This is a genomic window from Arthrobacter sp. SDR-2R, assembly GCF_057747955.1.
Genome location: NZ_CM173231.1, coordinates 891,406 through 904,097, shown reverse-complemented (window position 1 = coordinate 904,097; position 12,692 = coordinate 891,406). Strand labels below are relative to the sequence as shown.

The 12,692-nt window shown below is 65.7% G+C and carries 10 protein-coding genes; 6 read left to right on the top strand and 4 right to left on the bottom strand.

Annotated elements, in window-relative coordinates:
• Positions 1 to 8: 8 nt before the first annotated feature.
• The 4 genes from AC3ANU_RS04145 to AC3ANU_RS04130 are packed head-to-tail and all read right to left on the bottom strand — an operon-like array spanning position 9 to position 5,750.
• Complete coding sequence (locus AC3ANU_RS04145; RefSeq protein WP_488315505.1) at positions 9 to 1,922, bottom strand: DUF2264 domain-containing protein; 1,914 nt, start codon at positions 1,920 to 1,922, stop codon at positions 9 to 11.
• Between the two features lie 17 nt (positions 1,923 to 1,939).
• On the bottom strand, positions 1,940 to 2,653 hold the full coding sequence (locus AC3ANU_RS04140; RefSeq protein WP_478222784.1) for a ThuA domain-containing protein: 714 nt from the start codon (positions 2,651 to 2,653) through the stop codon (positions 1,940 to 1,942).
• Complete coding sequence (locus AC3ANU_RS04135; RefSeq protein WP_056391843.1) at positions 2,650 to 3,798, bottom strand: LacI family DNA-binding transcriptional regulator; 1,149 nt, start codon at positions 3,796 to 3,798, stop codon at positions 2,650 to 2,652. Before AC3ANU_RS04135 ends, AC3ANU_RS04140 begins: the two co-directional genes overlap by 4 nt.
• Positions 3,795 to 5,750 (bottom strand): heparinase II/III family protein, encoded by a 1,956-nt coding sequence (locus tag AC3ANU_RS04130; RefSeq protein ID WP_488315504.1) that lies wholly within the window; start codon positions 5,748 to 5,750, stop codon positions 3,795 to 3,797. Before AC3ANU_RS04130 ends, AC3ANU_RS04135 begins: the two co-directional genes overlap by 4 nt.
• A 160-nt stretch (positions 5,751 to 5,910) precedes the next feature.
• Between AC3ANU_RS04130 and AC3ANU_RS04125 the strand changes: the two genes are divergently transcribed.
• From AC3ANU_RS04125 to AC3ANU_RS04100, 6 genes are read left to right on the top strand one after another with little or no spacing between them, the layout of a single operon-like run.
• Positions 5,911 to 6,924, top strand: coding sequence for a hydroxyacid dehydrogenase (locus AC3ANU_RS04125; RefSeq protein WP_488315503.1), 1,014 nt, complete (start codon positions 5,911 to 5,913; stop codon positions 6,922 to 6,924).
• Between the two features lie 54 nt (positions 6,925 to 6,978).
• On the top strand, positions 6,979 to 8,259 hold the full coding sequence (locus AC3ANU_RS04120; RefSeq protein WP_488315502.1) for an ABC transporter substrate-binding protein: 1,281 nt from the start codon (positions 6,979 to 6,981) through the stop codon (positions 8,257 to 8,259).
• A gap of 7 nt (positions 8,260 to 8,266) precedes the next feature.
• Positions 8,267 to 9,193, top strand: coding sequence for a carbohydrate ABC transporter permease (locus AC3ANU_RS04115; protein WP_056391847.1), 927 nt, complete (start codon positions 8,267 to 8,269; stop codon positions 9,191 to 9,193).
• A complete protein-coding gene (locus AC3ANU_RS04110; RefSeq protein ID WP_082581756.1) occupies positions 9,193 to 10,119 on the top strand; it encodes a carbohydrate ABC transporter permease in 927 nt (308 codons plus the stop codon). Before AC3ANU_RS04115 ends, AC3ANU_RS04110 begins: the two co-directional genes overlap by 1 nt.
• Before the next feature lie 5 nt (positions 10,120 to 10,124).
• Positions 10,125 to 10,844 (top strand): hypothetical protein, encoded by a 720-nt coding sequence (locus AC3ANU_RS04105; protein ID WP_488315501.1) that lies wholly within the window; start codon positions 10,125 to 10,127, stop codon positions 10,842 to 10,844.
• On the top strand, positions 10,841 to 12,592 hold the full coding sequence (locus AC3ANU_RS04100) for a glycoside hydrolase family 35 protein (protein WP_488315500.1): 1,752 nt from the start codon (positions 10,841 to 10,843) through the stop codon (positions 12,590 to 12,592). The genes AC3ANU_RS04105 and AC3ANU_RS04100 overlap by 4 nt, the downstream gene beginning before the upstream one ends.
• Positions 12,593 to 12,692: the final 100 nt, after the last annotated feature.

Sequence of the window (12,692 nt, the reverse complement as noted above, 5' to 3'; positions counted from 1 at the left end):
GCAAACGGCTACAGCCCGAGCCGGGCCCAGACGTCGATGGGATCCACTGTGCTGCCGTCGACGAAGGCAAAACGGCCGTCCGGCAGGACGTGCGAGCCGTCCAGTTCCACATGCAGGCCTTGCCCTCCCAGTCCGACGACGGCGGCATAGTCGCCGTCTGCAACCCCACCCGACGTGCCGATCCAGGGGATGGTCAGGTGTGATCCCATAGGGTACGGCGCCTGCCGTCCCCAGGTTCCGCCGTCGTCGAGCTTCCCTCCCCAGGGGACGGGCCTGACCTCGGAGGCAAGCGCGGAGCCTGCCTCGATGGGCCACCCGCCGATCCTCATCCTGGCGGCAAGGCTGGACCCGCCACGGACGCGGACCAGCCGCAGCTCTACGGCACCGCGCGTCAGGGACACCACTGTGGCCTCGGGGCCTGGAGTTGCGGTCCCGGCGGCGCCGCTGCCGTGGTCGGGACCGCAGTCGGGATCAATGGCGATCCAGCTGGTGGCGGTCCGGGAGGCTCCCACCTGAATACCGTCCAGCGTGAAGTGCCCCAAGAATTCGAATCCCGTGCGGTGCGTCAGCCGGCCGCCGGCATCTTCGAAGACCACCGCGTTATCGAGCGACTCCGGCTCCAAGTCCGGAAAGGTGGCCGTGGAATAGCCCAAGCGGGCATACAGCGGCGAATCGGCCACCTGGACGCCGGGGTTGGCGTGGTCGGTCCCATGGTTGAGGACCCGGACGATGCCGTCTGCCACAGTCCCGTCCACCTGCCAGCCCGGCGCAACAATGAAGCGCTGCGTGTCTCCAACCTCCACCGGCAACGGCTCCTCCACCGCGGTCCAAACGGGATGGTCCGCCGGCAGGGCCAGGCCCATCATCCCCTTGGCCGCCCAGTAGGGCGAGCCGGCCCCGGAGTAGGCTTGCTTCATGCCGGGAAACTCGCCGTGGAACCCGATAGTCAGCAAACCGTCGCGGTTCACTGCCCCGCGTTCCAGGAAATAGCCCAGGATCCCGGACGCGGCCCGCCGCGAGAGGCCAGGGCTGAGCCGGGTATGGCCCAAGAGCTGCCCTGACCAGAAGGGCGCAGCCGCCGCAAACCGGTAGATCAGGCTCCGGCCCTGGACCAGCGGGGCGCCGTCAGCCCCCACCAGATGCACGGCGTCATCAAGGAAATCGGCAAGCCGTTCCCCGTCAACAGCAGTTCTGGCCTGGACACGCGGGTCCTCCGGTACCATCAGCTGCAGCAGCTGCGGATAGACCTGGAATGCCCAGCCCACATAGTGGTCGTAAGCCCGCTCCGGGCCGTCGGCGAACCAGCCATGGCCCCGGTACAGCGAGTCGTGGATGGCCAGGCCGGCGTCGATGTCGGCGTTGGAGAACTGGCCTCCCACGCTGGCCAGGAACATCTCCACGACGATCTGGAACCACACCCAGTTGATGGGCGGGTACTGGCCGCCGATCACGGTCTCGAACCAGGCAATGAGCTGCTCCTGGACCCGCTGCGGCAGCTTGTCCCACAGCAGCTCCCGGGTAAGCGACAGGCCCACCGCGAGCGAGGCGGCTTCCACCTTCGCCTGGCCCAGCTCCCCCGGCGTGGGCCAGCGGTCAGGGTTGGCCGGGTCGGTTCCGGCGTCAAGCCCCTGCGCGTACCAATCCACAAGCCATCCGGTGTCCTCCGGGCTGCCGGCGATCCGGAAAGACGCCAGCAGGAATGTCCTGGCGAAGGCCTCCAGGGAGTCGCTGCGAGGGCCATAGTTGCTGGTGGCGCCGGGCAGGTACAAGTTGGCGTGATCACCGGTGGAGTAACGGTGAGCGGACCGCAGCAGGTGGTCGGCGCAGGCGCACCAGTGCTCACGGGTCAAGCCGGTGAACGGGGAGAGTTCGCGGTCCAGTGGCGGAAGGACCAGGGCAGCAGGGAGTGCAGAGGTGGTCATGGATTCCTTGGGTTGTCTCAGTTGCCACCGAGCCAGGCGATGGCCCGCAGCAGGATGGCACGGTGTTCAGGGGACGAATACGAGGCGGCGTCGTGGCCCAGGGCGTCATAGAAGGTCCGGCCCCGCCTGCCGCCCGTGCCGGTCCCCCGGTGCAGGGACCACATCAGCGGATGGTCACGTCCGTCGTGCCTGTGGGTGGCGTGAACGGTGATGTCCGGGCAGGTGCTGAGATAGCTGTAGCGCTCATCCGGCAGCACGAAATCCGGGATGCCGGCAACCACCGGCCCGGAGTCATGAAGGAGACGGACGGCAGCCGGCCCATAATCCGGGTGCATGGACGTGCCCCTGACCCAGCGGCCGCCCAGCCCGTCCTCCCAGGCAGGCAGGTCAACAAAGCTGGTGGAGCTTGAATGGGTCACCAGCATTGGCCGGGCCGAGCCCAGCCACCGCACTAGCCCTGCCGAGGCATCCGGCGTTCCCGGCGACGGGCGGCCGTCACGGGGCAGGCCGACGTTCACGGCCAGTACCGAAGGAAGGCCAGCGGCGTCCGCATGTGCAAGGTCGGCCAGCGCTTCGTCAACATCGCCGGAAATGACGACGTCGAAGCCCGTGTCCCGCAACAGGCCTGCCAACGCATGCGAGGTGTCAGCGAACGGGTGCCACGGATCCGCATACCGTCCCTCGCCGGTGAGGAGCAGGGCGGTGGGCGCACCGCCCAGCGGGGCGGTCACCGGGAATCCTCGAGTACGCCCATGGCAGGCAGCCGCGGAGCGCCTATTGAGGAGTCCCGCAGGATCAGTTCGGGGTTGAGTTCCACACGGTGCACCGGGCGCATGCGCCCCTCGGCAAGCCGAGCTGCCATGAGCTGCACAGCCACCTTGCCCACGTAGTGCTTGGGCGGACGGACGGCAGAGATGGCCGGCTCTGCCAGGTAGGCTACCTCGTCGTCGTAGCCCACTACCGCGATGTCGCCCGGAACTGCCAGCCCCCGGTCCACGCAATGTTGCACGAACGCCACCGCCTGGGTGTCTGAATGCACCAGCATGGCCGTGGTGCCGGTTTTGCGGCAGAGCTCCAGGACATGATCGAAGTGGGCGCTGCGCCCGCCGTCCCCCTGCTTGACCGAATCCTCGTGGACGGTTTCCTGGAGTGGGATTTTCAGCGCCGCCAGGGCCTGCTGCCAACCGCGGACCACGTGCGGGCTGGTGGGGCTGGACGAGTCGGTCAGGCAGCCGATCCGCCGGTGCCCTTCCTGCCACAAGTGGCGCACGGCCATGCCGGCACCGAACGCGTGGTCCGTTGCCGCCCATTCCAGGCGGTGGGCGGGGACTTCTGCGGGTGCGCGCCGTTCGGCCAGCACCACGGGAATGGGAAGCGCGTTCAGCCACCGCAGCAGTTCCTGGCCGCGTTCCCCTCCCATGTCAGGTGCCACGATCAGCCCGTCAATGTTCTGGGTGTCCAGCAGGGCCTGTACCTGGCGGCGGTTGTCCGCGGCGTCATATGTGGAACCCCGGACCATGATCCGCAGGTTCTGCTCTTCCGCTTCGGCACGGGCGCCGCTGATGACCTGCGGCCAGTAGTAATCCAGGGACGGCACCACCATGCCGATTGAGTAGCTGTGGGTTACTGCGCGCCCGGCGGCGGTCCGGTCCAGCGGGCTGGGAAGCGTGGCCCCGCCGTGCACGCGGGACACCAGGCCCTCATCTGCCAGGAGATTAACGTCGCGGCGGATGGTGAGTTCACTGACGCCCAGCTTGCCGGCGATGTCCCGGACGGTGATGGCGCCGTGGGCGCGCAGCTCCTCCATGAGCCGCTCCCTGCGCTGAAGCGAGAAGAGGGATTTTCCTGCGGGCTCGGCGGGTTGGTCAGGACTCATGATGCTGCCTCCACGGTGAGGGTGAATGCGCCGTCGGCACCGGTTGTTGCGGGCATGCGGAAGCGAAGCCGGGTCAGGGACTGTCCCCAGATGTCCGCCAGCAGCGGATCATCCAGGTGCCATTCATCCACCAGCACGACGGCGGTGGCCGGCTCCCAGCGCAGCACGGCTCCGCGGCCCGATGGTTTTCCCGGGATTGCGGCGGTGGGGATTCCGGCGGGATGCACAGTGGCCGCCCCGTCCGGTCCACGGCGCAGGGTACCGGCCGTGAGGTAGGTGATGTCGACGTCGGGCGTCCCCGGTGCCGCGGACTCCGGAAGCTCCCAGCGGTCCCCGATGGTGACGCGGCCGGTGTTTCTGTCGAGATCGAAAGTGCGAACCCACTGCCCGGGATCGAGGCCATAGGCTGCGCCGAGGGCAAGTTCCAGGCGGGGCTGGTGGACCGTGGGCTGCCGAAGGACCTGGGCGGTGAATTCGCTGCCCGTGCCCTGCTCAAGCCCCCATGGCGCCGGGACGCTATGCCATGCGCTCTGCATGGCGCGGATGCCGTAGCGCTCCGGGCCGAAGGTTTTCGCCGTGTAGGTGGGCTGGCCGGCGTCCACCAGGAGGGGAACACCATCCACCGCCACCACCACAGAACCCACATCCTGGTGGTTATGGTGCTCGCCATTGTGGCCGCCCTTCGCTGCCAGGAGCAGCCCCTCCGTAGACCCGGCCTTCTGGCGGGCCACCATGATCTCGACGGACGGGAGATAGCTGAAGGAAACCAGTGGCGGGGTCCCTGCGGGCCTCGGTGAGGTGGCGAGGAGCGAGTGCAGGACGCGGCCCAGCCCGGCAGCGGCATCCGGCTCCCGGGCGAGCATCGACGCGGCATGGTTCGCTGCATCCTGGTCCCCCAGCCGGTCCGCCCAGCCGTGCAGCATGTCCCAGGGGAGGGCGTCCGCCGCCCGCGCCGGCCCGTCTGCCACGTTCAGGAACCAGGAACCTCCGATGTGCATGCGGTGCGGGAAGGCCACCAGTTCACGGACGACTGGCAGTCCGGCGTCGACGGCTCCTCCGGTGGCCTCCTCCAGCAGCTTGAGCCCCTCCAGCGCCCGCCCCGCGCCGTTCCACCAGTAGGCGAATCCTTCATCGATGGCGCCGTCAACCGGGATTGAGGCCAGGAAGCGGTCCAGGCCCTCGATGCACCGTTCCATGATCCGTGCCTGGAGGTGGGGATCCTCCACCAGGAACAGTGCGGCGGCGCCCAGGTTCGAGTGGATCCACGGGTTCCAGTTGTGGACGTCCCCGTCCAGGCCCAGCCAGTGCCAGTCCAGCCGTTCAAGGAACGGCTGGAAGACGCGTGCAGCCGCCTCATCGCGCAGGCGCCGCCGCAGGCCAGGGGCTCGCGCGTCGAGTTCACTGCCCAGCACGTGGTCCAGCCAGCCCAGCTGGGCAGCCACCTCGCCGGCGCCCAGGTCCAGGAAGGGCCGGGCCAGGTCCGGGACAACTTCTCCAGAGCGGCTGTAGACATCATCGTGGGCCGCCCAGCTCCAGGAACTCTGTTCGCACAGGAGATAGGCACCGTCGATAGATTCGTCGAGCCAGAGGTCGGTGGCCTCACGGTCCGCTGACGTCAGGGCCATGACCACCGCGCGGGTAAGCCTTTGCTGCCGTGCACGCACCAGGCTTTCGTACGCGGTACGGTTCCCGTCGCGGAAGAAGCGCGCGTAATGGGACACCAGGGGCTGCGGCCACGGAGTTCCCCGTTCCGTGCCGGCCTGCTCCCTGATCATGCGTAGGGCGTCAGCCGGAACTGCACTCCATGCGGACGCCTCAGCGGGCGGGACGGACAGTCGCTTAGTTGCGCCCTGAAGTGACGTGACCAACTCCGCAGCGGTGGCGGCCTGGCACCATGCGGAGATGAGCGGTGCCGGACGCTCCGCGTCGGAATGGCCTGTGGTGGTTGTCATGCAGAAACCGGTTCTCTTGTTCGAATACGATCGTTTTAGGACGACCATGACCACGTTGAATGTTCTGTCTTGTTCATGAGTATCTACTGATTGTTAGATGTGATGCAAGACATGGAACGCGGATTCCCGCATTTCACTTCACGGAGGAAAGGAGGCCCGAGTGGCGCGGAAACCCAAGGCCCTGCTGGTCATGAACCAGAAAACATTTGCTGACCAGTTCGATTCCACACGGCTTGACCGTTTGGCGCGCCTGGTAGATCTAGGCCCGGAACCCTGGACCGCGTCCCTTGACCGGCCTGCGCTTGCCGGGCGCCTGGCCGATGTTGAAATCCTGCTGACGAGCTGGGGCGTGCCGCGGCTCGACGGTGCCGCCCTCGCACGCATGCCAAAGCTTCGTGCAATATTCCATTGCGCAGGCACCGTGCGCAGCTTTGTCACTCCGGAACTGTGGGAGCGGGGCATCCTGGTGACCAACGGGGCAGACGCCAATGCCATCCCGGTAGCGGAGTTCACCTTTGCGTCCATCGTGCTGGCTGGAAAGAAGGCACACGTGCTGGCCAATGATGCCCGGGTCTTCCGGGACGACTGGAACTACACCACGAAACGGGGTGAGCTGGGCAACATTGGACGGGTCATTGGCGTCATCGGGTTCTCCCGCATTGGACGCCGGGTAGTGCACCTGGTCCAGCAACTGCAGGATGTCCGTTGCCTAGTCAGCGATCCCTACGCGGAACCCGCCGCCGTGGCCGCGGAGGGAGGGCAGCTGGTGTCCCTCCCGGAGTTGATGGCCGCATCGGACGTGGTGACGGTGCATGCACCTGCCCTACCCGAGACCAAACACATGATCGGCGCGGCCGAACTACGGGCCATGAAGGACAACGCAACGCTGATCAACACGGCCAGGGGCTCACTCGTGGACACGAAGGCCCTCGAAGCCGAGTGCGCTACCGGGCGCATCCAGGCCCTGCTGGACGTGACTGAGCCCGAACCGCTGCCGGCGGATTCGGTGCTGTACGACCTCCCGAATGTCCAGATCACCCCCCACATTGCAGGGTCGCTGGGCACCGAAACCCGCCGCATGTCCGACGCCGCCCTGAACGACCTCGAACGGTACCTCACCGGACAACAGCTGGCCGCGCAAGTGGTGTCCGCGGACCTTTCACTCAGCGCCTGACAACGTAACCGCCGCAGCCCGCGGCCCATTTGAAAACCTAGTAAGGAGACCGCAATGAAGCGCACAACCCTCGCCGCCATCGCCCTGGCAGTGACTGCCGGCCTTGGACTCACCGGCTGCGCCGGGGCAGCCGGCCCGGCCGAACCCCAAGGCCAGGACGGAAAGACCCGCCTTACCGTGTCCGTGTGGAACTACGAAGGCACCCCCGAATTCAAGGCACTGTTCGACAGCTACGAGGCCGCCAACCCCAAGGTGGACATTGAACCCGTGGACATCCTGGCGGACGACTACCCCCAGAAGGTCACCACCATGCTGGCCGGCGGCGACACCACGGACGTCCTGACCATGAAGAACGTCATTGATTACGCGCGCTACGCCAACAACGGCCAGCTGCAGGAAATAAACACTGTGGTGGACAAGGTGGGCAAGGACAACCTGGCCGGCATTGATGCGTTCGATATCAACGGCAAGTACTTCGCCGCGCCGTACCGGCGGGACTTCTGGCTGCTGTACTACAACAAGGACCTGCTCAAGGCCGCCGGCGTGGAGAACCCGGCGGACCTGACCTGGGACGAGTACACCGCGCTTGCCAAGAAACTCACCACCGAAGCGGGCGGCAAGAAGGTGTACGGCACCTACCACCACATTTGGCGTTCCGTGGTGCAGGCCATCGCCGCCGCACAGAACAACGCCGACCAGAACAGCGGCGACTACAGCTTCTTCAAGGACCAGTACAACACGGCACTGGACCTCCAGAAGAGCGGCGCCACACTGGATTTCGGGACGGCCAAGAGCCAGAAGACCAGCTACCGCACCATGTTTGAAAGTGGGCAGGCTGCCATGATGCCCATGGGCACCTGGTACATCGCAGGAATTTTGCAGGCTAAGAAGGACGGAAAGACGAACGTAAACTGGGGCCTGGCTCCCATGCCCCAGAAGAGCGAGGGCGGGAAGGTTACCACGTTCGGCTCCCCCACGGCTTTCGCCGTAAACAAGAACGCTGCGCACTCGGACGAGGCAAGGAAGTTCATTGAATGGGCAGCCGGTGAGGAGGGCGCCAAGGCGATCTCCAGGATCGGCGTTGTTCCGGCCCTGCAGAACGATGCCGTCAAGGACGCCTACTTCAAGCTCGAGGGGATGCCCACGGACGACCTGTCCAAGAAGGCCTTCACCCCGGACCAGATTGCCCTGGAAATGCCGGTCAGCGACAAGTCCGCTGCGACAGACAAGGTCCTGAACCAGGAGCACGACCTCATCATGGTGGGTGAACGCCCGGTGGACGACGCTATTGCCGAGATGGGCAAGCGCGTCAAGAGCGAAGTCCTCGGTCAGTAACAGCAGCATGACTACTGAAACCATTCCTTCGAAGGTTGCCCCGGCCGCCGGCCGGGGCAACCGGAAGCAGGCCAGGCGCAACACCCTGATCGGCTGGACGTTCATCCTGCCAAACTTCCTGGGGTTCCTGGCCTTCACGCTCATTCCGGTGCTGGCAGCATTCGCCCTCTCCTTCATGGAGTGGACCTCCTTCACCGCCCCCAAATGGGTGGGGTTGGCCAACTTCCAGCGGATGTTCGCCAGCGATTCCTTCTGGGTGGCACTGCGGAACACCGTGGTCTACGCCATCGGGCACGTTCCGCTCACCATGGCCCTGGCCCTTCTGCTGGCCATGCTGCTGAACCGCAAACTCAAGGGCATTGGCTTCTTCCGGGTGGCCATCTTCTTCCCCTACATCACCTCCCTGGTGGCGGTGGCAGTGGTCTGGAACATGCTGTTCAGCCCGGACAACGGCCCCATCAACCAGTTCCTGCACGCCATTGGCATCGCCAATGCGCCGGGCTGGACCTCCAGCTCCGACTGGGCACTGCCCGCAGTCATCATCACCAGCGTCTGGCGGGATATGGGCTATTACATGGTCCTGTACCTGGCCGGGCTGCAGGCCATCCCTACCGAACTGTATGAAGCGGCAGAGGTGGACGGCGCCAGTGCGTGGCAGCGCTTCTGGAACGTCACCATCCCGTCCCTGCGGCCCACCACCTTCTTCGTGGTGGTCATGCTGACAGTCTCCAGCTTCAAGGTCTTCGACCTGATCGTGGTCATGACCAACGGCGGACCGGGACGCTCCACCACCGTGCTGTCCCAGCTCATCTACCAGGAAGGCATCGGTGAAGGAAAGTTCGGCTACTCGTCCGCCATCTCCCTGGTGCTGTTCCTCATCGTCCTGACGGTCACCGTCCTGCAGTTCAAGATCCAACAGCGGAGGGAACGCTGATGACCAACATGGCCGAAGACCTCAAGACCGAAGCTCCCCTCGCCGGCCTGGCACCTGCCACGGAAGACCGCCGTCGGATTGACCGCAGACGCTCGACCCGGGAGCGGGAAAAGCGCACCAGTGACCTGGTCATCTATTCCGTCCTCGCCGTCCTGGTGGTGGCACTCATGGTGCCGTTTATCTGGATGGTCTCCTCGTCGCTGAAGGAGAACAACCAGGTCCTCACGGTTCCCATCCAGTGGATTCCCAGCGAATTCGTGTGGAGCAACTACACGGACATCTGGACCCGCATTCCCATGATGGGCTACTTGCAGAATTCGCTGTACCTGGCCGTGATCATCACGTGCCTGCAGGTGCTGACGGGTTCCCTGGCCGCCTACGGGTTCTCGAAGGTCCGCTTCCCAGGCAGGGATGTCCTGTTCCTGGCCTACATCGGCACCATCGCTGTGCCGTGGCAGGCCTACATGGTGCCGCAGTACATCATGATGCAGAACCTGGGGCTCACCAACAGCTTTAACGCCCTGATCCTGCTGCAGGCGTTCGGCGCGTTCGGCGTGTTCCTGATGCGCCAGTACTACATGACCATCCCGGATGAACTGTGCGAGGCCGCCCGGATTGACGGCCTGAGCGAGTACGGCATCTGGGCGCGGGTGATCCTGCCGCTGTCCAAGCCGGCGCTCGCCAGCCTGGCACTGCTGACGTTCGTGAACACCTGGAATGACTACATGGGGCCGTTCATCTACCTCACGTCCAACCGGCTCTGGACGGTCCAGCTGGGACTGCGTTCATTCGTAGGACAGTTCGACGCGGAGTACGCAATGATCATGACCGGCTCGGTCATCTCGGTGATCCCCATCCTGGCGATCTTCCTGGTTGGCCAGCGGTACTTCATCCAAGGCATCGCAACGAGCGGCATGAAGGGTTGAGTGCATTGCGGGAGCAAGCAGCACCGCGGCGCGGACTGGCCGGGCGGATTCCGAGTCCCGGGTTTGACACCTTTGGGAGCATCTTCGGGTTCGTTTATACGTTCCTGGCCGGGAACGTGCTGATGGCTGCGGCCAACGCCCCGCTGGTGCTGTGCCTGGCCCTGGTAGCGGACCCTGTTGCCGCATGGCCGTTCTTCCTGGCACTTTCGGCCACCGTCCCGCCGTCTCTCTCCGGCCTGTTCGCCGCCTTCAAGGCATTGAACGACGACGGTATTGCGGTCAAGCCGGTCGCCTCCTTCCTGCGGGGCTACCGGCACGGCTTCCGGCGCTCGGCCCTGCTGGGCCTGGCCGCCGTGGCGGCACTGCTGTTCCTTGGCGTGGACCTGGCCATCGTTCAGTCCATGCCGGCCGCGGCGCTGCTGGTGCCGGTGATCGCGGTGGCCGCAGCCCTAACGGTGGCCATTGCCGTGATGGCGGTTGCCGGCGTCGCACTCTTCCCGGCCGCCGGCCTCAAGGGCCTGGTCAAGGCCGCTTTATACGTGTCCGTGCAGCGCTGGTACCTGAGCCTGGCCATGCTGGTGCTTCTGGGAATCATCGCTGCCGCCGCCCTGCTCCAGCCGGTCCTCGGCGTGGCGCTGGCCCCGGCGCCGCTGCTGTTCGTGGTGTGGAGCAACTCCGATTATGCCTTCTCCGCTGCACTCCGCACTCCCCAGGATACCCATTGACCTCTTTTGCCATCGGCGAGCGCGACTTCCTCCTGGACGGCGAGCCGTTTCGAATCCTTTCCGGCGCCATCCACTACTTCCGGGTGCACCCGGATTCATGGGCAGACCGGATCCGCAAGGCACGGCTGATGGGGCTCAACACCATCGAAACGTATGTGGCCTGGAATGAACACGCCCCCAGCCCAGGCGTTTTCCGGACTGACGGCAGCCTGGACCTTGGCCGCTTCCTGGACCTCGTGGCGGCCGAGGGCATGCGTGCCATCGTCCGGCCCGGCCCGTATATCTGTGCAGAATGGGACAACGGCGGGCTGCCGGCGTGGCTGTTCACGGATCCCACCATCGGCGTGCGCAGCAGTGAGCCCGGCTACCTGGCCGCCGTGGATGCCTTCATGGACCAGCTGCTGCCCATCGTGGTGGAACGGCAGGTCACCACCGGCGGTCCCGTCATCCTGCTCCAGATAGAAAACGAGTACGGAGCCTACGGCGCGGACAAGGAATACCTCCAGCACCTCGTGGACGTTGCCAAGCGGGCGGGCGTGGAGGTGCCGTTGTTCACCTGTGACCAGCCTTTCGGCACCATGATCGAGGACGGTTCGCTCCCCGGGCTGCACAAGACCGGCACCTTTGGCTCGAGGGCGGATGAACGGCTGGCCTTCCTGCGGGAGCGGCAGCCCACGGGGCCGTTGATGTGCGCCGAGTTCTGGAACGGCTGGTTCGACAACTGGGGAACCCACCACCACACCACCGATGCTGCCGCCGCTGCAGCGGAACTGGACGCCCTGCTGTCCGCCGGGGCATCGGTAAACATCTACATGTTCCACGGCGGCACCAATTTCGGTTTCACCAACGGCGCCAATGACAAGGGCATCTACGAGCCCACCATTACGTCCTACGACTACGACGCCCCCCTGGCCGAAGACGGCTTCCCTACGGAAAAGTACTTCGCGTTCCGCAGTGTCATCGCCAAGCACTTCCCGGTTCCGGCCGAAGTACCAGGCCGCCGGCCTGTTGCCGCCCAGGCCGGGGTGGAATTGACGGAAAGCGTACCGCTGCTGGATGTCTCATGGCTGGGCAGTCCGGCCCAGGTGGTGGCCGGAGCGGTTCCAGCCGCCGAAGCCACCGGCCAATACCGCGGATTCTTCCTTTACGAAAAGGTCCTTGCCCGCAGCGGTGTACTCTCCTTCACCGACGTACGTGACCGGGCGCAGTTCTTCCTGGACGGCTTTCCGCTGGGAACGCTGAGCCGCGAACTCGGCGAGGGCTCCATCGTCATCCCCCGGGAAGGGCTGTTGCAGGTGCTTGTAGAGGACCAGGGCAGGGTCAACTACGGGCCCAGGCTCGGCGAAGCGAAGGGCCTGATCGCACCGGCGCTACTGGATGGCGCAGAGGTTCTGGACTGGGCCCTCCGGCCGGTGGACCTTGCCCCGCTGGGTGACTTCCGGCAGGAAGCCGGGGAACTCCAAGGTTCCGGCGGCGTTGCGGGCCCATCCGTGTCCTTCGGGTCGTTTGCTGCCGACGGTCCCGGCGACCGATACCTCCGGCTCGACGGCTGGACCAAGGGCAACGCCTTTATCAACGGGGTCAACCTGGGACGCTACTGGAGCCGCGGCCCGCAGCGCACCCTCTACATACCCGGGCCGCTCGTCCGGCAGGGGCTCAATGAGCTGGCCATCCTGGAACTGCACGGCAGCTCCACACGGCTGGTGGGGTTCGCCGGCGGCCCGGACCTGGGCCCTGGCGAAAAGTAGGTTGATCTGCGAGAAGCGTCATTGACATCGGGTCCGTCCGGGAGCACATTGGGAGCGTCGCACACGGGGCCGGCAGGTTCTGGACGGGCACATCCCGCCC

Bases quoted from the DNA above. Each gene is read 5' to 3' on its own strand.
- AC3ANU_RS04145 (WP_488315505.1), bottom strand. From the start codon at position 1,922: ATGACCACCTCTGCACTCCCTGCTGCCCTGGTCCTTCCGCCACTGGAC.
- AC3ANU_RS04135 (WP_056391843.1), bottom strand. From the start codon at position 3,798: ATGAGTCCTGACCAACCCGCCGAGCCCGCAGGAAAATCCCTCTTCTCG.
- AC3ANU_RS04130 (WP_488315504.1), bottom strand. From the start codon at position 5,750: ATGACAACCACCACAGGCCATTCCGACGCGGAGCGTCCGGCACCGCTC.
- AC3ANU_RS04120 (WP_488315502.1), top strand. From the start codon at position 6,979: ATGAAGCGCACAACCCTCGCCGCCATCGCCCTGGCAGTGACTGCCGGC.
- AC3ANU_RS04115 (WP_056391847.1), top strand. From the start codon at position 8,267: ATGACTACTGAAACCATTCCTTCGAAGGTTGCCCCGGCCGCCGGCCGG.
- AC3ANU_RS04110 (WP_082581756.1), top strand. From the start codon at position 9,193: ATGACCAACATGGCCGAAGACCTCAAGACCGAAGCTCCCCTCGCCGGC.